At 73.0% G+C, this 20,602-nt stretch carries 17 protein-coding genes; 5 read left to right on the top strand and 12 right to left on the bottom strand.

Annotation, left to right across the window (positions count from 1 at the left end; translation table 11 throughout):
* Nucleotides 1-406: 406 nt before the first annotated feature.
* Nucleotides 407-1,156 carry a MerR family transcriptional regulator gene (locus IGA62_RS27325; protein WP_145818033.1) on the bottom strand — a complete coding sequence of 250 codons (750 nt, stop codon included), beginning with the start codon at nt 1,154-1,156 and terminating at the stop codon, nt 407-409.
* A 168-nt stretch (nt 1,157-1,324) separates the two neighbouring features.
* Here IGA62_RS27325 and IGA62_RS27320 point away from each other — a divergent pair, with 168 nt between their 5' ends.
* Nucleotides 1,325-3,595, top strand: coding sequence for an ATP-binding cassette domain-containing protein (locus tag IGA62_RS27320; protein ID WP_145818035.1), 2,271 nt, complete (start codon nt 1,325-1,327; stop codon nt 3,593-3,595).
* 67 nt (nt 3,596-3,662) lie between these two features.
* Here IGA62_RS27320 and IGA62_RS27315 read toward each other — a convergent pair whose 3' ends face one another.
* The 3 genes from IGA62_RS27315 to IGA62_RS27305 all read right to left on the bottom strand — a co-directional run bounded on the left by IGA62_RS27315 (nt 3,663) and on the right by IGA62_RS27305 (nt 7,477).
* Nucleotides 3,663-4,355: a hypothetical protein gene (locus IGA62_RS27315; RefSeq protein WP_190289222.1), complete on the bottom strand. Its 693-nt coding sequence runs from the start codon at nt 4,353-4,355 to the stop codon at nt 3,663-3,665.
* Nucleotides 4,356-4,367: 12 nt separating this feature from the next.
* Nucleotides 4,368-6,140: a DUF4012 domain-containing protein gene (locus tag IGA62_RS27310; RefSeq protein ID WP_145818037.1), complete on the bottom strand. Its 1,773-nt coding sequence runs from the start codon at nt 6,138-6,140 to the stop codon at nt 4,368-4,370.
* 89 nt (nt 6,141-6,229) lie between these two features.
* The gene (locus tag IGA62_RS27305; RefSeq protein WP_145818039.1) at nt 6,230-7,477 is read right to left on the bottom strand and encodes a glycosyltransferase family 4 protein; all 1,248 of its coding nucleotides are present in this window, start codon (nt 7,475-7,477) and stop codon (nt 6,230-6,232) included.
* Between the two features lie 144 nt (nt 7,478-7,621).
* Between IGA62_RS27305 and IGA62_RS27300 the strand changes: the two genes are divergently transcribed.
* Nucleotides 7,622-8,173: an arsenate reductase/protein-tyrosine-phosphatase family protein gene (locus IGA62_RS27300; RefSeq protein WP_145818041.1), complete on the top strand. Its 552-nt coding sequence runs from the start codon at nt 7,622-7,624 to the stop codon at nt 8,171-8,173.
* On the opposite strand, the gene IGA62_RS27295 is transcribed toward IGA62_RS27300, so the two are convergent.
* Complete coding sequence (locus tag IGA62_RS27295) at nt 8,154-9,602, bottom strand: polysaccharide biosynthesis tyrosine autokinase (RefSeq protein WP_145818043.1); 1,449 nt, start codon at nt 9,600-9,602, stop codon at nt 8,154-8,156. The genes IGA62_RS27300 and IGA62_RS27295 overlap by 20 nt on opposite strands.
* Nucleotides 9,603-9,857: 255 nt before the next feature.
* Between IGA62_RS27295 and IGA62_RS27290 the strand changes: the two genes are divergently transcribed.
* Together IGA62_RS27290 and nhaA are read left to right on the top strand one after the other, a co-directional pair.
* On the top strand, nt 9,858-11,660 hold the full coding sequence (locus IGA62_RS27290) for a polysaccharide biosynthesis protein (protein WP_232624794.1): 1,803 nt from the start codon (nt 9,858-9,860) through the stop codon (nt 11,658-11,660).
* 198 nt (nt 11,661-11,858) lie between these two features.
* Nucleotides 11,859-13,181 carry a Na+/H+ antiporter NhaA gene (nhaA, locus tag IGA62_RS27285; protein WP_145818047.1) on the top strand — a complete coding sequence of 441 codons (1,323 nt, stop codon included), beginning with the start codon at nt 11,859-11,861 and terminating at the stop codon, nt 13,179-13,181.
* A gap of 139 nt (nt 13,182-13,320) precedes the next feature.
* Here the strand turns inward: nhaA and IGA62_RS27280 are convergent, their stop codons facing one another.
* From IGA62_RS27280 to IGA62_RS27265, 4 genes are all read right to left on the bottom strand, one after another.
* Nucleotides 13,321-13,608 (bottom strand): hypothetical protein, encoded by a 288-nt coding sequence (locus IGA62_RS27280; RefSeq protein WP_145818049.1) that lies wholly within the window; start codon nt 13,606-13,608, stop codon nt 13,321-13,323.
* Nucleotides 13,605-13,946 carry a DUF1622 domain-containing protein gene (locus IGA62_RS27275; RefSeq protein WP_377464300.1) on the bottom strand — a complete coding sequence of 114 codons (342 nt, stop codon included), beginning with the start codon at nt 13,944-13,946 and terminating at the stop codon, nt 13,605-13,607. The genes IGA62_RS27280 and IGA62_RS27275 overlap by 4 nt, the downstream gene beginning before the upstream one ends.
* A gap of 95 nt (nt 13,947-14,041) precedes the next feature.
* A complete protein-coding gene (locus IGA62_RS27270) occupies nt 14,042-14,833 on the bottom strand; it encodes a SigB/SigF/SigG family RNA polymerase sigma factor (protein WP_145818053.1) in 792 nt (263 codons plus the stop codon).
* Between the two features lie 142 nt (nt 14,834-14,975).
* Complete coding sequence (locus IGA62_RS27265) at nt 14,976-15,704, bottom strand: GAF and ANTAR domain-containing protein (protein ID WP_145818055.1); 729 nt, start codon at nt 15,702-15,704, stop codon at nt 14,976-14,978.
* Between the two features lie 570 nt (nt 15,705-16,274).
* On the opposite strand from IGA62_RS27265, the gene IGA62_RS27260 reads away from it, so the two are divergent.
* On the top strand, nt 16,275-16,820 hold the full coding sequence (locus tag IGA62_RS27260) for a DUF5994 family protein (protein ID WP_145818057.1): 546 nt from the start codon (nt 16,275-16,277) through the stop codon (nt 16,818-16,820).
* Between the two features lie 14 nt (nt 16,821-16,834).
* Here the strand turns inward: IGA62_RS27260 and IGA62_RS27255 are convergent, their stop codons facing one another.
* The 3 genes from IGA62_RS27255 to IGA62_RS27245 are packed head-to-tail and all read right to left on the bottom strand — an operon-like array spanning nt 16,835 to nt 20,534.
* Nucleotides 16,835-18,328, bottom strand: coding sequence for a glycoside hydrolase family 130 protein (locus IGA62_RS27255; protein WP_145818059.1), 1,494 nt, complete (start codon nt 18,326-18,328; stop codon nt 16,835-16,837).
* Nucleotides 18,325-19,386 (bottom strand): glycosyltransferase, encoded by a 1,062-nt coding sequence (locus IGA62_RS27250; RefSeq protein ID WP_377464299.1) that lies wholly within the window; start codon nt 19,384-19,386, stop codon nt 18,325-18,327. Before IGA62_RS27250 ends, IGA62_RS27255 begins: the two co-directional genes overlap by 4 nt.
* Nucleotides 19,383-20,534 (bottom strand): glycosyltransferase, encoded by a 1,152-nt coding sequence (locus IGA62_RS27245; RefSeq protein WP_377464298.1) that lies wholly within the window; start codon nt 20,532-20,534, stop codon nt 19,383-19,385. Before IGA62_RS27245 ends, IGA62_RS27250 begins: the two co-directional genes overlap by 4 nt.
* Between the last annotated feature and the right edge of the window lie 68 nt (nt 20,535-20,602).

The raw sequence follows: 20,602 nt of genomic DNA, 5'->3' as shown, positions 1-20,602 counted from the left end.
CGAAGTCGCACCCCGCTGCGGGACGCTCACCTTCCGCAACCTTCAGCGGAGTCGTCAGGGGAACCACGCTCACACAACCATCGAGGGAGGCAGATATGAGCAGCTGCCCGAAGTGTCGCCGGTCAAAGGACTACCCGGGCGAGTGCATGTACTGCTGGGGCCGGGAGGCGGGAGATGACATAAACGCAGGGACAGCTTTTCGACTTCCGAACTCTGATTCGAGGCACGACCTGCAGACCGGGCAGACCTACCACCCGAAGAACTCCGGTTGCCTCGTGCTCGCCGTGCTCGCACTGTCGCTGTCCGGGCTCATCCCTGGCGTGCTGCTGATGTGGCATCTGGCGATCTGACCCCCACTGCGGGCTTGGGGTCGTGCTCGTCGACGGGCGACCCCGGTCGCAGCCCGTCACGGCGACCGGGGTGCCGGGACCGTCGCCCCGGCCAGCCCCCGGGACCGGAGGTAGTCGTACAGGGCCGCCGAGGCGCCCAGTCGGGCCAGGCTGCGCCGGTGCAGCTCCTGCTCCCGCCGGGCCAGTTCGGCCCGCACCCGCTGCGGGCTCCCGGTCGTCCGCAGTTCGTCGAGCACCGACGCGACGATGTCGAACGGGTAGCCACCCCGGCGCAGCAGCGCCACGACCTGGGCCGCCCGCAGTTCGGCCTCGTCGTAGAGCCGGTACTTCGTGCCCCCTTCCCGGACCGGCCGCAGCAGTCCACGCCGCTCCCAGAGCCGCAGCAGGGACGTCCGGACCCCGACCAGGTCGGCGACCTCGCCGATCCGTACGCCCCGGCGGCGGGCCGGCACGGCCACCGTCGGGCCGGTCAGCACCGTGTCGAACGCACCGAGCACCCGCCGGATCTCGGCCCGCTCCCGGTCCAGTTCGGCGTGTCCCCGGTCCAGCGCCGCCAGGGCCGCGCCCAGGTCGCCGAGATGCACCGCGGCCATGACCTCCCGGGTGCGGGCCCACCCGTGTCCCTCGGCCATCCGCCGGACGACCACCAGCGCCTCGGCGTGTGCGGCGGTGAAGACCCGGTAGCCGGCGGGGGTACGGGTCACCGGCGGGAGCACCCCGAGGTCGACGTAGTTGCGGACCTGCTGCACCGAGATCCCGACGCTCGCCGCGAGGTCGACGGCACGCAGCCGACGCGGTTCCACCACCGGATCACCCTACCGTCTCCCCCCTGGTTGAGACTTTTCCGGACGTTCTGTCGGCGATCACCGGGGTTCGCCCGCGAAACCCTCTACGAGCTGGTCAATGGGAGAATGTAATCCCGCCAGCTCATCGCGTAGCTCGGGCGGGACGCACCCTGCCCGGAAAGGGTGACCATGCAGCAGCCGACCCACGCCGCCGACAGCCACGACATGATCGAGGTACGCGGCGCCCGGGAGAACAACCTCGCCTCGGTCTCGGTCGACATCCCCAAACGCCGGTTCACCGTCTTCACCGGGGTCTCCGGGTCCGGCAAGAGTTCGCTGGTCTTCGGGACCATCGCCGCCGAGTCACAGCGGCTGATCAACGAGACGTACACCGCCTTCCTCCAGTCCTTCATGCCGAGCATCGGCCGGCCGGACGTGGACGCGCTGCGCAACCTCAGCGCCGCGATCGTCATCGACCAGGAGCGGATGGGGGTCAACTCCCGCTCCACCGTGGGCACCGCCACCGACGCGTACGCGATGCTGCGGATCCTGTTCAGCCGACTCGGCACCCCGTACGTGGGCACGGCGAGCGCGTTCAGCTTCAACACGCCGGACGGCATGTGCCCGGCCTGCGAGGGGCTGGGCCGGGTGACCGACGTGGACGTGCACCAGCTCGTCGACGTGGAGCGCTCGCTCAACGACGGGGCGATCACCGTGCCGAACTTCGGCGTCGACTCGTGGTACTGGCGGGTCTTCGTGCAGTCCGGGCTGGTCGACCCGGATCTCAAGGTGCAGGACTACCCGCCGCAGATGTGGCAGGACTTCCTCTACCGGGAACCCACCAAGGTCAAGGTGGGCGGCAGCACGCTGAGCTACGAGGGGCTCGTGGTCAAGGTGCGCCGGCTCTACCTGGCCAAGGACCGGGAGTCGATGCAACCGCACATCCGGTCGTTCGTGGACCGGGCGGTCACGTTCACCACCTGCCCGGACTGCGCGGGCAGCCGGTTGAACGCCGCCGCCCGTTCGGCGCGGGTGGCCGGACGCACCATCGCCGACTGCTCGTCGATGCAGATCAACGACCTGGCGGCGTTCGTCCGGGCGCTCGACGAGCCGTCCGTCGCGCCGCTGGTGGCCACCCTGCGGGAGACCCTCGACTCACTGGTGGAGATCGGGCTGGGCTACCTCAGCCTGGACCGGGAGTCGGCCACGCTCTCCGGCGGCGAGGCGCAGCGGGTCAAGATGGTGCGCCACCTCGGCTCCAGCCTCAGCGACGTCACGTACGTCTTCGACGAACCGACCGTCGGGCTGCACCCGCACGACATCGACCGGATGAACGACCTGCTGCTGCGGCTGCGCGACAAGGGCAACACCGTGCTGGTGGTCGAGCACAAGCCCGAGACCATCGCCGTCGCCGACCACGTGGTCGACCTCGGGCCGGGCGCGGGACCGGGCGGTGGGCGGGTCTGCTATGCCGGCGACGTCGCCGGGCTGCGCCGCTCGGACACGCTCACCGGGCGACACCTCGACCACCGGGTCACCCTGCGCGAGCGGGTCCGCCCGCACCGGGGTCGGCTGGAGATCCGCGGCGCGGACCTGCACAACCTGCGCGACGTCGACGTCGACGTCCCGCTCGGCGTGCTGACGGTGGTCACCGGGGTCGCCGGGTCGGGCAAGAGTTCCCTGATCCACGGCTCGCTGTCCGGCCGCGACGGGGTGGTGGTGGTCGACCAGTCGCCGATCCGGGGCTCCCGGCGCAGCAACCCGGCGACGTACACCGGCCTGCTCGACCCGGTCCGGACCGCGTTCGCCAAGGCCAACGGGGTACGCGCCGCGCTGTTCAGCGCCAACTCCGAGGGTGCCTGCCCGGCCTGCAAGGGCATCGGCCTGATCTGGACGGACCTGGCGATGATGGCCGGGGTGGCGTCGCTCTGCGAGCAGTGCGAGGGCCGGCGGTTCACGCGGGAGGTGCTGACCTACCGGTTACGCGGCAAGAACATCAGCGAGGTCCTCGCGATGTCGGTCAGCGAGGCCCGGGACTTCTTTCCCTCCGGGCCCGCCCGGGTCGTCCTCGACCGGCTCGCCCACGTCGGTCTTGGCTACCTCGGTCTCGGCCAGCCGTTGACCACCCTCTCCGGGGGCGAGCGGCAGCGTCTCAAGCTGGCCATCCACATGGCCGAGCGGTCGAGTGTCTACGTGCTCGACGAGCCCACCACCGGCCTGCACCTGGCCGACGTCGACCAGCTGCTGGCCCTGCTGGACCGGCTGGTCGACGCCGGCAACACGGTGATCGTCATCGAGCACCACCAGGCGGTGATGGCGCACGCCGACTGGCTGATCGACGTCGGACCGGGAGCCGGACACGACGGGGGCCGGGTGGTGTTCACCGGCACTCCCACCGACCTGGTCAGCCGGGGCGACACGTTGACCGCCCGGCACCTGCGGGCGTACCTCGGCCGCTGACCGCCTCGCCGGACGGCCTCGCCCCGCCGGACCGTGCGGTCCGGCGGGGCGAGGCCGTCCGGGTGTCTCAGCTCGTGGCACCCGTACCGACGCGGTTGCGCCGCCGCAGCGCGAACGTCGTCAGCAGCAGTACCGCACCCACACCGACCAGACCGCCACCGACCTTGAGCGGGGTCTCCATGCTGCTGCCGGTCACCGGCAGCGGGCCCTTGCCGTGGTCGTAGGGCTTGAGGACGGTCAGGACCACGCTGGCGGTGCGACCGGAGGTCAGGCCCCGGGCCGTGAAGGTGATCTTCCCCGGGTGGCGCGCACGGAAGGCGAACTCGAAGAAGCCGTCCACGTCGGCGCGGATCCAGAACACCTGACGTGCCCCGTTGTGGGAGCCGTCCCACGGGCCCTTGCTGGGCACGTGCTCGGGCGGGTTCCCCCCGCCGGGCTGCGGCTGCTCGTCGGCGCGGAACGCCACCGGGGCCAGCGCCACGGTGCTGCCGTCGCTGCGCCGGGCGCTCTGTCCGGGCACCCCGGCGGCCAGCGGACCGGTGGTGATGGTGATCTCCACCAACTCGCGGGAGCCGAAGCCCCGGCCGGTCACCGTGGCGATCTCCCCGACGTCCACCGTGCTCGGCGAGACGGTCAGGCTCGGTACCGGCGGCTGGTACGGCGGCGGCTGCGGCTGGGACAGTGCCGCCCCCGCCGCGCCCGGGGTGGCCGCCACGGCCAGACCGACCGCGATGGTCGTGATGATGCGGGATAGCCGCATGATGGGTCCTTCCTACTGGTTACAGCGTGACGCGGTTTGGATGTGGGTGGTCCACGGAGTGGCGGTGGGGGTGAGCCGCAGCTCGGCCCCACCGGTGCCGCTCCGGTCGGTCAGCAGGTCGACCTCGAGGCTCCGGGTCTTCCCGGGGCCGGCCTCGACGGTGGCGATGGCGACCTGGCGGCGCCGTTCGGTCCCGCTGCCCAGCGCCACCTCCACGCCGTCCAGCCGGGCCCGCAGCACCGCACCGCCCGCCGGGCTGAAGACGTAGACCAGGGTCCGGACGACGTACGGGTCGCCCGTCCGGCCGACCCCCAGCACCGAGGGCGTGAGTCCCGACGTCGGTGCCGAGGAGTGCAGCGACATCCTCAGCCGGAGCTCGCGGCGACCGTCCGGTCGGCACGTGCCGACCGTCAGCTCCGCGCTCGGTTTCAGGTAGTAGCCGAGCTTCGCGCCGCTGCCGTCGTTGAGGAACACGCCGACACTCGGCTCGGTCTCCCGCTCCGGGAGCACCCCGGCCAGTCGGCTCTCGCCGAGAGTTCGCTGTTCCTCCGGGTGGGCACTCCAGAACAATATCCGGCTTTCATCAACAGATCGGTCAAATGCCGACAAAAGCTCCCTAGGTGGGACGGGCCTGGCCAGGAGCGTCTCGAACACCGTCGCCGCCGACCGGGCGAAGAACTCGTCCTGGCGGCGCAGGTCGAGCGTCAGGTAGCTCTCCGACAGCAGCGAGCGGACAGCGTTCCCGCTGCTCAGGAGCCCGAATCCGGGCACCTCGACCGGTCCGGTGACCGCCAGCAGGTACGACAGTGCGACCGGGTCGGTGGCCAGGACGCCGTCGACGGTCTCGCCGGTGCGGCGGCGGTACATCTCGTGGTAGAGCGCAGCGGCGGTCGGGAAGTGCGGAGTCAGGTTCACGTCCGCCGGCCAGATGCCGGGCAGGTCGGTGTAGAGGCCGCGCATCTCGCGGCTGACCCCCGGCAGCGGGGGCAGGAAGTGGCCCAGCTGGCCCGCCGTGCCCTGCCGGACGAGCCGGACCCTCCCCTGCTCGGCGCGGACGACCGCGTACGCGCCGAACATGCCGCCGGTGGCGCGCAGTTCGGCGAGGTTCTGGGAGACCAGCAGGTACTCCCGCCCGTCGGCGACGCCCAGCAACGGGGGCAGCAGCGCGGCCCCCCGGCTCACCGCGCCGGTGAGCCCGGCCAACCGGTCGACCTCGCCGCGCAGTTCGCCCACCGCCGCACCGACCTGCCTGGTCAGGCCGCCGGTGGGCACCGCGCCCAGCCGGGTCTGGGCCTGCCGGACGACCTCGTCGGCGGCAGCCAGCTCCCGCTCCGCCGCGCGCAGACCGGCCAGGTCGAGCCGACCCTGTCGGGGCAGGAGTGTGTCGAGGTCGACGTCGAGCAGCCGGGGGAACGCCCGCCGGGCCAGGTCGTCGACCGCGACCGCCACCTGCCGGACCGCGCTCAGGTCGTCGCCGGCGACGGGCACCCGCCGGCCGAGCGCCCAGCCGGGATCGGCGGTGGCCCGCCGGGCGGCGGCGGCCCGCTCCTGGAGGGCCGTCAGGGTGCCCCGGGCGCGGTCGACGTCCCCACCGGCGACCTGGGTGCTCAACTCGCGTGCCAACTCGGCGGCGCCGAGCAGGTGGTCCCGGGCCTGCCAGCCCCGAAAGGCGACCCATCCGACGGCGGCCAGCGACAGTGAGAGGGCCAGCAGGCCGGCGACCGCCGCCCGGCGCAGCCGCGACCGGGCGCGCCGCCGCCACCACGGCGCTTCGCGTGTGGTCACTCGACCCCCAGAAAGAGAAAAGGACGAAAAGCGCTTCCTTGTCAGCTTTCTACCCTGTCTGGGCGTCCTGTGCCGGTCTTTGCAGCGAATCACCGTTTGGGGGTTTGGTGAGACGCGTTCGGAGTCAGCGCCCGCCGTGCGCGGCCGGCGGCGACGTCGTAGAGCATCTGTTCGATCCGGTCCACACCGGCCCGCAGCGACATGTGCCGCTGGTACGCCTCCCGGCCCCGCTGCCCCATCCCGGTGCGCGCCTCGACGCCGATGGCGGCGGCCAGCCAGAACCGGTCCGCCAGCGCCGTCGGGTCCTCCGGCGGGCAGGACAGACCCGCCCGGGCCCGCTCCACCATCGTCGCCGTGTCGCCGGCCGCGGCGGCGATGACCGGCACGGCACAGGAGAACGCGGCGGGCAGCGTCGCGGGCACCACACCGCGCAGTTCGGGCAGGTCCCGCAGCGCCACCAGCTGGTAGTCGGCGGCGGCGTAGAGGTCGGCCATCGCCACGGGTGACGCCCCGTCGACGAAGCGGACGTTCCGCACGCCCCAGTCGGCCACCAGCCCCCGGATGCGCGGCTCGTCCGCGCCGGAGCCGACGAGGACCAAATCCATCCGGTCCGGCACCGCGGCGGCCGCCCGGACGGCGGTCTCCAGCCGTTGCCGTTCGCCGACGGCGTCCGCGTGCATCACCACGCAGCGCCCGGTGCCGCCGACCAGCCGGCGGGCGGCGGGGCTCGGCCGGACCGGTCGGAAGATCCGCTCGTCGGTCCACGGCAGCACCAGCCGCGCCCGGGGCGCGTCGGCACCGGCAGCGCTCACCAGGTCCCGCATCGACGGGGCACTCACCGCGACCGCGTCGGCGCCGCGCAGGAGCCGGCGCAGGACAGCGGCGGTCCCCTCGCCGCCCGGTTCCCCGGTCAGTTCCCCGCGCGGCCGGATGTCCTGCACGTGCAGCACGACCGGCACCCCGGGCAACGCCCGCCGCAGGGCCGCGGCGGCGAGCGTCACCGCCGGCTGTTGGCAGACGTGCAGGACGTCGATCCCGGCCAGGAACCGACGTCCGGCCAGCGCGGCGGCGGTGGCGAAGGTGAGCTGGCCGGCCAGCCGGGCCCGGGGCGAGGCGTCCGCGGCGTACCGGGGCACCCGCCGCACGGTCAGTCGCTCGCTGTGGGTCTCGTACCACCAGCGCTGGCGCCACCCCGGGTGGATCCGGCCGCCCGGATGGTGCGGGAAACCCGTCAGCACCCGCACCTCGTGCCCCCGGGCGGCCAGCTCCTCGGCCAGGCTGCCGGGCAGGAACGCCGGCTCCGGCGGGAAGTGGTACGTCAGGACACCGATCCGCACCGGAGCACCTCCGCCCTGCCCGTCGGCGCGGCACCCGGGCACGCCGGAGGGCGTACCGCATACGATGCCGTCATCCCCTCACCCGACCGCCGGCCGCCGCCTGGCGCGGCCGGCTCCAGGACGTGCCGTACACGAGGGGTCCCCATGACCGAACAGGTGCTGTTCGTCTGCCATGCCAACCTGTGCCGGTCGCCGATGGCCGAGTACATCGCCCGGCGGGCGCTGGAGCGGTGGCCGGTGGCCGTGACGAGCGCCGGCACCGACGCCGTCGAGGGCCGGCCGATCCACCCGTACGCGGCGGTCATCACCGCCGCCCGGGGAATCGACGCCAGCGGGTTCCGTAGCCGGCCGCTGCGGACCGACCACCTCACCGAGGCCACGCTGGTGCTGACCGCCACCCGGCGGCAGCGCGCGGTCTGCGTCGGACTCGCCCCGGCGACGGTGCACCGGACGTTCACGCTGCGACAGTTCGCCCGGCTCGCCGCGGTGGCCGACCCACCGCGGCGAGCGGCGGGCCGGCCGGTGCGGGCGGCGGTGGAGGCCGCCGTCCGGGCGCGGAGCCGGCTGCAACCGATGCCGGGCACGGACGACCTGGTGGACCCGATCGGCGGTACCGCAGCCGACTTCCAGCGGTGCGCCGAGGAGATCGAACGGTCGATCGCGCCGATCGGCGTACTCATCGCGGCAGCCGGGTGAGTTCCGGCGCGGCCTGGCCGGCGCCGGACCGGTTGCCCGCACCGTGCCGGGCGGTGGCCCGGTCGGTCGGCACGTTCCGGCGGTCCGCGGCCACCCGGTACGCCTCGTACTGGTACGCGTCGGCCTTGGCCACCCGGGCCATGTTGAGCACACAGCCGAGCGTGCGCACCGAGACCGAGTGCAGCGCCTTGGCCGCCCGGGCCACCTGGTTACGGGACGTGCGACCCTGCTGGCTGACCATCAGCGCCCCGTCGGCCTGCACGGCCACCACGACTCCGTCGGTCACCGCGAGCAGCGGCGCGGTGTCGATGATGACGATGTCCGCCGACTCGCGCAGCGTCAGCAGCAGATCGGCCATCGCCTTGGAGCCGAGCAGCTCGCTGGGGTTGGGCGGGTTCGAGCCACTGGGCAGCACCAGCAGCGAACGGTCCCCCCACCGCTGGACCACGTCGCCGACCTCGACGTCGCCGAGCAACACGTCGGTCAGGCCGACACCCCGCTCCAGGCCCAGGTAGTCGGCCACCCGGGGACGGCGCAGATCGGCGTCCACCAGCAGCACCCGCCACCCCGCCTCGGCCAGCGTGATGGCCAGGTTGCAGGAGAGCGTGGTCTTTCCCTCCCCCTGCAACGCGCTGGTGACGGCGATGATCCGGGCTGGTTCGTGCACGTCGACGAAGCGCAGGTTGGTACGGAGCTTGCGGACCGCCTCGGCGCGCGCCGAGGTCGCCGCGTCGCCGACGACCAGTGGCTCGGTCCGGGCATCCGGATCGAAGGGGATCTCGCCGAGCAGCGGGCTGCCGGTGGCGCGCTGAAGGGTGTCCCCGTCGCGCAGCCGCGTGTCGACCAGGCCCCGCAGCACTGCCAACCCGATTCCGGCGAGCAGTCCGAGCAGCCCGCCGAGCAGCAGGTTGCGGTCCATGCGCGGGGAGACGGGGTCGGTGCCGACGCGGGGGCCGCTGACCACCTCCATCTTGACCGAGGAGCGCCCCTCCGGCGGGGTCTCGACCATTCTCACCAGGTCGGCGAATTTCACCGACACCGCCTCGGCGAGCCGCAGCGCCCGGGTCCGGTCGGTGTCGGTGACGGTCGCCTCGATCAGCACCGTGCCGTTCTGGAGGGAGGCGTCCAGCCGGCTCTGCACCCCCTCGGGGGTCAGTCCCAGGGCGGAGTCGGCGGCGACGGTACGCGCCAGCCGGTCGCTGCGCAGCAGGTCGGCGTAGGACTTCACCCGCTGCTGGAGCCAGAGACTGCCCTGGTAGGCGTCGGTGACGCCCTGGGTCGGCGTGGTGACGAAGAAGGTCACCGACGCCATGTAACGCGGCTCGGCCCGGACGGTGAGCCACCCGCCCGCGCCCAGTGCGACCAGGACCGTGACCAGCACGATCCACCACTGACGGCGGACCAGCTGGAGGTAGGTACGGAGGTCCATCAGGCGCGCCTCCGCTGCCCGACCAGTACGTGGATGAACTGCACGAAAAGCCCCCAAACTGGATATAAGCCGTGACAGGATGAAGACCGCTCACCGGCCGTAGGAGTCACCTCGCCGAATGTAGTTGATGAATCGGCGCAATAAGTCGCATTCCCCTCAATGGGGCACTGACCACTACTCACCGATCTTTGAGGGCATAAGATGGACCATGCTTCTCCCACCGGACCGGAACGTCCCGTGCCACACCGGGACTGGGTGACCCGACGCACCGCGACCCTCTCCCTGATCACGTTCGACGTCCTGGCGTGGGTGGCCGGCTTCATGGCCGCCGCGTGGACCCGGTTCGAGTTCGACCTCACCGCCCCGTACACCGGTCTGGTGCTGGCCAGCGCGCTGGTCTGCGCCGTGGTCCACACCGGGATCAGTCAGCTCTGGCTCACCGTCGGCGGGCGACACCCGGTCGGCAGCGCCGACGAGGCGCGCTGCCTGGCGGCGACGGTCACCCTGGCCACCGCCGCGATGCTGGCCTGCCTGCTGCCGATGGCGGTCCGTCCCGTACCGGCGACCACCCCGTTGCTCGGCGGCGCGGTCGCCCTGCTGCTCATGGTCGCGGCCCGGGCCGGCTACCGGCACCACCGCGACCGCCGCGACCGCCCGGTCCGGTCGGCCAGCCGGACCCTCGTCTACGGCGTCGACGCGGCGAGCGAACGACTGGTACGCGCCCTGCTCAGCGACCCACGCAGCCGGTACCTGCCGGTCGGCCTGCTCGACGACGACCCCGACCGCCGGCCGCTGCGCCTGCACGGTCTGCGGGTGCTCGGCGGTCGGGCCGACATCCGACAGGTCATCCGCCGCACCCGTGCCACCACCGTGATCTTCTCGATGGCCGGCACCGACGCCGACCTGCTGCGCGACGTGCGCAGCCGGACGCTGGAGACCGGGGCCGCGTTCAAGGTGCTGCCCCCGGTCCGCGAACTGCTGGAACGGCCGGTGGCGGTCACCGACGTCCGGGACCTGCAACTGACCGACCTGCTCGGCCGGGCGCACCGGGCCGCCGAACTGACCGTCGAGGCCAGCGGGCTCGCCGGACGGCGGGTGCTGGTGACCGGGGCCGGCGGCTCGATCGGCTCCGAACTCTGCCGGCAGATCGCCCGCTACGAGCCGGGTGAGCTGATGATGCTCGACCGGGACGAGTCCGCGCTGCACGCGCTCCAGATGTCCCTGCACGGGCGGGCCCTGCTCGACGGGCCGGAGCTGATCCTGGCCGACATCCGCGACGCCGAGGGCATCGCCCGGATCATGGCCGACCGCCGGCCGGACGTGGTGTTCCACGCCGCCGCCCTGAAACACCTGACCCTGCTGCAACGGCATCCCGGCGAGGCGGTGAAGACCAACGTCCTCGGCACCCTGAACGTGCTGGAGGCGTGCCGGGACGTGGCACGGTTCGTCAACATCTCCACCGACAAGGCGGCCCGGCCGGTCAGCGTGCTCGGCTACTCCAAGCGGGTGACCGAACGGCTCACCGCACACCACGCCCAACAGCTGGGGGCCACGTTCCTGAGCGTCCGGTTCGGCAACGTGCTCAGCAGCCGGGGCTCCGTGCTCAACGCCTTCCGGGCCCAGATCGAGGCGGGCCGGCCGATCACCGTCACCCACCCGGACGTGACCCGGTACTTCATGACCGTGCAGGAGGCGGTGCACCTGGTCCTGCAGGCCGCGAGCATCGGCGGGGGCGGCGAGGCGCTCGTGCTGGACATGGGGGAACCGGTCCGGATCGCCGACGTGGCGCGCCGGCTCGCCGCCGAGGCTCCGCACCCGACCGAGATCGTCTTCACCGGGCTGCGGCCCGGCGAGAAGTTGCACGAGGACCTCTTCGGCCCCGGTGAGGCCGACAGCCGTCCGCTGCACCCGCTCGTCTCGCACGTACCGGTGCCGGCGCTGGCACCGGAGGAGCTGCACGCCCTCGACCCGTACGCGGATCCGGAGGAGCTGGTGAAGCGCCTCGACGCGCTCTGCGCCCGGACCGGCGCGGACGCGGCGCTCCCGCTGCGCCGGTGAGTCGGCCTCCCGGGGTCGGCACCCCGGCGCCCCGGGCCGGGTGAGCTTCCGGACGCTGCTCACCCGGCCCGGTGAGCAGCGTCCCAGCGCCAGCGCTCGCCCGTTCCGGTCCTGGTCGGTAAGGTCGGAGCCGGTGTGCCGGGAAGTCTGGTCGGCGATGGGCCCTGCCGACCCCAGACCCCGAGACGAGTCACGCCGATGAGCCACCGCATCCCCCCGCACCCGGACGACGAGCGCCGCCTCTTCACCCGTAGTTCCTCCTGGCCGGAGACCCGTTTCCTCGGTGACGTCCTGCGCACCGAGACGGTCGGCGGCGGGTTACTGCTGTTCGGTGCGGTGCTCGCCCTGATCTGGGCGAACTCCCCCTGGGCGGACGCCTACACCTCGCTCGGTGCGTGGGTGCCCTGGTCCGGCGGGACGACGCTGCACCTCGACCTGAGCCTGGCCGCCTGGGCGGCCGACGGCCTGCTGGCCGTCTTCTTCTTCGTGGTCGGCCTGGAACTCAAACGGGAGTTCGTCGCCGGTGAGCTGCGCGACCCCCGGCGGGCCGCGCTGCCGGTGGTGGCCGCCATGGGCGGCATGCTGGTGCCGGCGCTGTTCTACGTCGGGGTCATGCTGGTCACCGGCACCGACGGGCTACGCGGCTGGGCCATCCCGGTGGCCACCGACATCGCCTTCGCCCTGGCCGTCCTGGCGGTCATCGGCTCCCACCTGCCGCAGGGGCTGCGGGCGTTCCTCCTGACCCTGGCCGTGGTCGACGACCTCCTCGCGATCATCATCATCGCGATCTTCTACACCTCCGGCTTCAGCCCTCTGCCGCTGCTCGCGGCGCTGCTGCCGATCGCCGCCTTCGCCCTGCTGGTCCAGCGACGCAGAACCTGGTGGTGGGCGCTGATCCCGCTCGCGGTGACCACCTGGGCACTGGTGCACGCCTCCGGGGTGCACGCCACCATCGCCGGAGTGCTGCTCGGCTTCACCGTCCCGGTGCTCGGCGGAGGCACCGGCCCCGGCCTGGCCGAGCACCTGGAACACCGGTGGCGGCCGGTCTCGGCCGGCTTCGCGGTGCCGGTGTTCGCGTTCTTCGCCGCCGGGGTCTCGCTACGCGGCACCGACCTGGGCGGCCTTTTCACCGACCCGATCGTGCTCGGCATCGCGGTCGGGCTGGTGTTCGGCAAGGCGATCGGGGTGTTCGGCTCGACCTGGCTGGTCGCCCGGTTCACCCGCGCCGAACTCGACCGCGAGCTGAGCTGGTCCGACCTGCTCGGCGTCGCGTGCCTCGCCGGGATCGGCTTCACCGTGTCGCTGCTCATCGGCGAGCTGGCCTTCGGCGCGGGCACCGACGCCGAGGACAAGGTCAAGACCGGTGTGCTGGCCGGCTCCCTGATCGCCGCCGTGGTCGCCTCGGTCCTGCTGATCCGGCGCAACAAGGTCTACCGGCGCATCGACGAGCGGGACCGGCGCGACGCCGACCGCGACGGCGTCCCGGACGTCTACCAGCAGCGGCCGGCCTCCCCGAACTAACCGGCCGTCGTCGGCGTCCGGTTGTCGTTGACAGCATCCGCGCCGGCTTGTGGGGGGTGGTAGCAGGGGACCCTTGTTACCGCTTTCTGTCGTGCAGGGGACCCCTGCTGCCACCCCACCGGCGAGGAGCCCGGCCCCGTCAGCACCGGTGGGCCGGGGTCGGGGCACGCCGGTCCTCCGGTGCCCCGCCGACGGTCGGCTCGGCGACGGCCAGGGCCGCCCAGAGCAGGCGGCGCAGCGCCACGATCGCCGCCACCGCGGCGAGCGCGCCCCACCCTTGTGCCCCGCCCAGCCGCAGCAGCCCGGCAGCGGTCAACAGGTCCAGCAGGATCCGCAGGGCGGCACGCCACGATCCGGACGTCAGCAGCACCACCACGGCACAGACCGACGCAGCCACGCCGAGCGCGGTGACCGCGACGCGGATCATCGGTCGGTCCGGCCGGCGCCACCGACCTGCTGCTGCTCCTGCGCGATCTCCCGACGCAGGAAGTAGTTCAACGCGGTCCGGATGGCGGCGATCGCCGCGAGCTGCCCGATCTGGGGGAACGTCGGGGAGATCGCCGTACGCAGGATGTCGGCCGCGAGCTGGAACTCCAGCCCCAGGGTGAGGAAGCGGCCCAGAGAGAGCCGGATCGGGGTGAACACGGCGGCGCTGCGGTGCCGCGTCCCCTCGACCACGAACCGCACCGCCGCCCAGCACGCGCCGACGAAGATGACCACCGCTCCGGCGACCTCCACCAGGGCGACCAGGATCTGGTCGCCCACGCGCAGGATCTCCTCCGGGCCCACCGGCCACCGTTACCCGCCGCCGGCCCCCGTAGTCGCCGCCCGCCACCGGACCACGTCCGGAGGGCGGCCGGTCAGCTGGGCATCCTGGCCCGAAGGCGGGCCAGGGACCGCGTCAGCAGCCGCGACACGTGCATCTGCGACAAGCCGACCTCGTCGGCGATCTGCTCCTGGGTCAGGTGGCCGTGGAACCGCATGGCGAGGATCCGACGTTCGCGCTGCGGCAGGGCCGCGACGAGCAGGGAGAGCGCGAGGCGGTCGTCGACCCGGGCGAATCCGGGGTCGACCGCCCCGATGCGGTCCACCACCGTGAGGTCGTCGGTTCCGGGCCGCGGCGCGTCCAGGGACACCAGGCGGTACGCCTGCGCGGCGGTGACGGCGGCCAAGACCTCCTCGACACCCACCTCCAGGTGGTCGGCGAGTTCCACGGCGCTGGGATGGTGACCGTTCCGTTGCGTCAACTCACCCGTCGCGGCGCGAACGCTGCTGTTCAACTCCTGAACCCTGCGCGGTACCCGGATCGCCCAGGTGGAATCGCGGAAGTGTCTGCGGAGGGCGCCGAGGATGGTCGGGACCGCATAGCTGGAGAACGGCGACCCTCGGCTGGCGTCGAACCCGTCCACCGCTCTGACCAGGGCGAGAGCCGCGACCTGCGCCAGGTCGTCGTAGGGCTCGCCGCGTCCGGTGTACCGGCGGGCGAGTCGGCTGGCCAGCGGCAGACGGTCCTCGATGATCCGGTCCCGAAGCCCCGCGCGGCGGGGGTCGTCGCCGTCCAGCGCGGCAAGCTGGTGCAACAGCGGTTCCCGGGGGCCCGGTGTGTCCGGCAGCAGCGGAAGGCGGGGAGCGGTCGGGAGGGGGATGGCCATCGTGGTACGCCCCTTTGGGCTGGCAGCGGCGGAGACGGACAGCCACCGGGGGCCAGGGCGACAGCACCACCGTACGCCCTGCGGCGCGACAAGGCTCTCCGACGGCGCCTACGTGTCCGACCGCACCGCCCTGATCCGGCGGTCAGCCGACCGCCACGGCCGCCTCGCCGGTCACGAACTGCTCCGAGCCGTCGACGACGGCGCGAGCCAGGTCGGACAGTCGCCGGTTTCGACGGCGCGCCTCGGCGCGCAACAGGGTGAACGCCGCACCGACGTCCACCTGGAGGCGCTCGGCGAGCACCCCCTTCGCCTGTTCGATCAGGACCCGGCTGGTGAGCGCGGTCTGCAGCTGTTCGGTGAGGATGTCGCGGCGGTGGACGGCCCGCTGCTGGAGCAACCCGATGGTGGCCACGTCGGCCAGGGCCTGGCCGACGCGGAGCCTGTCTGCGTCGAGCGCGCCCGACTGGACGTCGAAGAGGCTCAGCGCGCCGATCACCTCGGAGCGCAGGCGCATGGGCAGGGCGTGGACCGCGGCGAAACCGACCTCGGCGGCGGCGGCCGTGAACCGGGGCCACCGACCGGCGGCGGGCAGGTCGGTCACCGACACGGGTCGACCGGTACGGAAGCAGTCCAGACAGGGACCCTGGTCGGTCTGCAGCTCGAACAGCTCCAGCAACCTGGTACGTCCGGAGGAGGCGGCCACCACCCGCAGCGTGTCCTGCTGGTCGGTCAGCAGCAGCCCGGCCGCCGAGACGCCGAGCAGCTGGACGCACCGCTCGGTCAGCACGTGCAGGAACTCGAGTACGTCGAAGTCGTCGACGAGGGTGTCGGCCGTCTCCACGAACACGTCGGACATCGCGATCTCGATCATGTCAGTCATCCTCGTCTGGACATCCAGCACGGCGGGACGGATCCCACCGCTCCGGAGGCGGCGTGAGCGCCGCGTGGGCCCCGGCGGGCACCGCCGGGGCGAACACCGGCCAGCGGGCCGGTCCGTGCGGGGCGGTCGACCGCCCCGTTCGGGCCGTCGACTCGCGGCCACACGATCGGCGCGTTGAGGGTCGGGATCAGCTCTCCGGTTCGGCTGGTCGCTGGGCGCGCGGGAACCGGTGCCCGCGAACGGAGCCCGGGTCGGGATCACCGTACTCCGGGATCACGCTTCCCGCGCGGTTCGGCCGGCGGCCGCCGACGGAATCGCCGGCCGGTGTCCGGGGGCGTACGATGGCAGTTGTCGCTCGGGACCCCGGTGGCTGACAGTCCGCCGCTGACGGACGCGACCCATCGATCGAGGTCCCCCTGCCGGCCCAGTCCGCGCACCACGCCAACCGGTCACGTCACCCCCCCCCGGGGGCCACCGGTCTCCGTAGCGACGCCTCCGGACCGCGGCGCCACGTCACCCGCCAGCAACGCTCGCATCGTCCAGCACCAGGAGAGGTGACCCATGACCGGCACCGTGCTCGTTCCGTCGTCGCTTTCACACACTCGACTGGTCCTCGCTCCCACCCGGGACCGGACCGTCCTGGACGGCGGGTGGTGGCCGCGTTCCTGGGACCCGGCGGCGGAACTCCCCGGCTTCGTCCGCGCCCTCTCGGAACGGTACGGCCGGATCCGTCACCTCATGCTGAACATCCACACCTGGGACAGCCGGATCCATCGGTTGACCGTCGGGCCGGACGTCGTCCGGATCGGCTGGTTCGACTCCCTCGACCCCGCCCTGCTGGTCGCCACCACCGCCAGCGACGACCAGGTCGACCTGCTCGTCGTGCCACCCGCGACGGCGCCTGCGGCAGCCGAGCGGGCCCTGGCCGCCGCCGCCGACCCGGCCAACCTCAGGCACGCACCGGCTCTCCTCCTCGTCGGAACGACCACGTCGGACGGGCCACCGACGACCGGCTCCGCGGCGCACGCGGTGTGGGACAACGAGGGCGGCAGCGCCGCGATCCGCTTCGCGAGGTCGTCGTCGGACTCCGGACCCGACACGACGTAGCGGGTGAACGACACCTACACCTGCCGTCCACCCCGGGGTGACGCGGGTTCGACCATCGCCGCGACGAGCGCGGCCACCGGCACGGTGGCGAACCCGACCCGGGCGTCGCTGGCCCCGTACGGCAGCCACAGCTCGTCGGCGTGGACGAGCCCACCGCAGGAGTAGAGGACGTTCGGCACGTACCCGTCGCGTTCGACCGGGTCGGGTGCCAGGAGCGCGCCGGGGAGTTCGGCGATGACCTGTTCCGGTCGGTGCAGGTCGAGCAGGATGGCGCCGATGGCGTAGCGACGCATGGGACCGACGCCGTGGGTGAGCACGAGCCACCCGGCGTCGGTTTCCAGGGGCGAGCCGCAGTTGCCGACCTGGATCAGTTCCCAGCTGTGCCGGGGAGCGTGCAGTCGCACCGGCGTCTGCCACCGGTTGTCGTCGTCCAGACAGCTGAGGCCGATGGTCTCACCGTCGGTGCGGCACAGGGCGAGCTGGCGTCCCCCGACGGCACGGGGGAACAGCGCGACGCCCTTGTTGCGGACACCCGGGCCGCGCATCGGGGTGACCTCGAAGCGCCGCAGGTCCCGGCTGGCCAGTGCCCGGGTGGCGACGCGCCGACCGTCGTAGGCGGTATAGGTGGCCCGGTACACCGGCCCGGAGTCGTCGACGAACCTGACGAACCGGGCGTCCTCCATGCCGTTGCTCTCCGCCGGGATGCCCGGCCAGAGCACCCGTTGGTGCAGCCGGCTGTCGGCGGGAAACGCCACGGCGTAGCTGGCGGCGTTGGCTCGGCGCAGTTGTTCGACGGTGCCGGAGGCGGTGCTGCGGGAAAGCAGGTCGGGCGGCAGCCCGGCGATGATCTGTTCGAAGGTGGCCTCGTCGTACCGCTCGGGCAGGGCGTCCAGCACGGTGGCGGAGACCTCGTCGTCGCAGTCGTCCTCGGCCAGCCCGGCGATGAGCAGGTCACGGCGGTGTCGTACGGCGGTCCGCTGCCCGACGACCAGCGGGCCGGACCGGCCGGTGACGGCGAGGCGGCGGCCGGGCCCGAGGACGGCACTGGCGAACCCGATCGACGACAGGTGGCCCTCGCCGATCTGGCGCAGGCTGATCGCGACCCGCAGTTGGCCCGGTTCCAGGTCGGCCTGGTCGGGGTGGACCACCATCGACGGGTTGCACAGCGCGGCGGCCTCGACCGCGTACTCGTGGCTGAAGTAGGCGCCGACCAGGAGACGGGTGGTGGGGGCGAGGTCGCGTGGCCGGGCGGCTCGGTGCCGGACGAGGTCGTAGTGATGATGGAAGGTCCCGACCAGGTCCCGGTGCCGGTCGCCGAAGCGGCGGAAGGTGTCCCGCAGCAGCCGGCCGGTTCCCTCCTCGTCGAGGTGCGCTACGCGGTCGACGAGCGCCTGGGCGCGGGAGTGGGCCACGGCGTCGTCCTCGCCGGGCACGAAGAGCTTGACGATGACCCGACGTGGGTCCGGACTGAGCGTGAGGTCGTGCCGGACGGCCAGGTTCCCGGTCACGACCACCGCCGGGCGTGTTGCAGGGTGGAGATCAGCGCGAGGGTCGACTCGGCACCCTGGTTGAGGTTGGGCCCGTGCGGGGTCAACCCGTCGTAGCCGCCCCCGGTGGCCGGGTCCCACATCGGCGTGCCGACGTCGTTGTCGCCGAGGAACCACCCGACAGCCTGCCGTACCCCGGTGTCCCAGCCGGGATCACCGGTGACGGTGGCGGCCGTGGCACAGGCGTCGGCGAAGGCGGCGACCTCGATCGGCTGCTGGTCGTGGCGCAGCCGCGCCGTACCCCGTTCCCACCCGGCGGCCGGGACGACGGACAGCCGCCCGTCGCGCAGTTGGACGTCCCGCAGCCAGGCCAGCATCCGCAGGCCGCCGTCGAGTAGTGGACCGTCGTGGCGCAGCTGGCTGGCGACGATGACGACCTCGGCGAGGGCCGCGCTGGCGTAGGTCAGGCGCCGCTGCGGCCAGGGCCAGCGCGGGTCCGTCGCCGGAGCACCGATCGTGGCGGCCGCATCGGCGAGCAGCACGGCAGCGGCGGCATGGGTGGGATGGCGGCGCAGGACCTCGCGGGCACCGAGCCCGGCGAAGGCCATGGCGTGTGGGGACGGGCTGCGGCGTACGGCACCCGCGCTGAAGGCGACCAGCGCCTCCTCCCGGATCCAGGCGGCGGGGCTCCGGGCGACGGCGGTGCCCAGGCCCCAGAGCGCCCGCCCCCACCAGTCGCCGAGACCGGGCTCGTCGGCCCAGCGCCGGTCGAAGCCGAGACGGTTGTGGAAGGCGCCGCGCGCATCCTGCGCGTGGGTCAGAAAGGCGAGGTAGGACTCCGCGAGCCGGAGCAGCGCGCCGCTCGGCTCCGGTTCCCGGCACGTGACCACCAGACCGCGCGCGACGTCGTCGGTGCAGTAGCCGTGTTCGCGGCGGACGACGGCGCGTCGGGCGTGTTCGAAGAGACCGGTGTCATCGCTCAGCCGCGACAGGTGGGCGAAGCTCGGCGGGGGCGCGTCCAGGCGGTGGCCGGTGACCGGACCATCTGCGCTGGCGGGACGGCCCGCGGTCGTGGTCACGCCGGCACCGCGCTGACCGCGAACCTGCCGGTGGCGGTGAGCCGTTCCGCGAGGACGCCGTATTGGGCGGCCACCGCCGGCCACCGCAGCTCCGCGGCCACCGGCCGGACCCGGTCGGCAGCACCGGGTTCGGCCAGGATCCGCCGGATCGCCGCGGCCAGCGCCGCCGGATCGTGATGCGGTACGACCAGACCGGAGCCGTCGGTGAGCAGCTCGACGGCGTGCGGGAAGGGCGTGGCCACGACGGGAACCCCGGCGGCCACCGCCTCGACGAGAACGCCGGACGTCACCTGCTCACGGGAGTCGTAGGGCAGCAGGACCACGTCGGCGGAGCGGATCAGCGCGCCGAGCGCGGCCGGATCGTGGTAGACCGGCTGATAGTCCACGGCATGTGTGACGCCCAACCGCGCACCGAGCTGGTGCAGGCCCGACCGGTAGGTCTCCCCCTGGTGTGCGAGCACCTTCGGGTGGGTCCGGCCCGCGACGGTGAAAGTGGGTGCCGGATCGAGGTCCTGCAACCGCGCGAGCGCCCGTAACGACCACTCGATGCCCTTGCCGGGGCCGAGCAGCCCCCAGGTGAGCAGGTGTGGACGGGCACGACGTGGGGCTGGTACGCCGACCTGATCGGCGACGCCGTGCGGGATGACCGAGACCTTCCCCGGGTCCGCGGTGTAACCGGCCAGCAGCCGGTCACGAGCCGTGTCGGTCATCGTGACGACCGCCCCGGCCGCGGCGACGATCTGCTCCAGCAGGGACTTCTGCCGGGCGCTGGGGTGGCTCAGCACGGTGTGCAGGACCACGATGCTCGGCACGGTGAGCCGGCGCAGCAGCGGCAGGACGTCCCAGCCCTCCGGGCCGGGGTAGATGCCGTACTCGTGCTGCACGACGGCCACGTCGAAGGCGTCCAGCGCCGAGGCGGCCTCCCGCCAGCCCGCCGGGGTCCGCGCCGCCCAGGTGTGCACGACACCGGGCAGGACGAGCCGGTCGTCGCCGCTGTCGGTGACCCGTACGACGCCCCCGCGCGTACCGCCGCCGATCAGGTGGGTGGCCAGCGCGGAGTTGAAGGTGGCCAGTCCGCACCGGGTCGGCGGGTGGGTACTGAGGAAACCGTAGCTGAGCATGCGTTGGGCCTTCCGGTTGTCGGCCACCGCCCAGGGAACGGGATGGGCCTCACGCGGGTGTCAGCGCACGCCGGCCAGCGTGTGTGGCCCACGGC

Source organism: Micromonospora sagamiensis (assembly GCF_014680085.1).
In the GTDB taxonomy this organism is placed as follows: Bacteria; Actinomycetota; Actinomycetes; order Mycobacteriales; family Micromonosporaceae; genus Micromonospora; species Micromonospora inyonensis.
The sequence above is the reverse complement of the archived record's forward strand: the minus strand, read 5'-3'. Positions and strand labels throughout refer to the sequence as shown.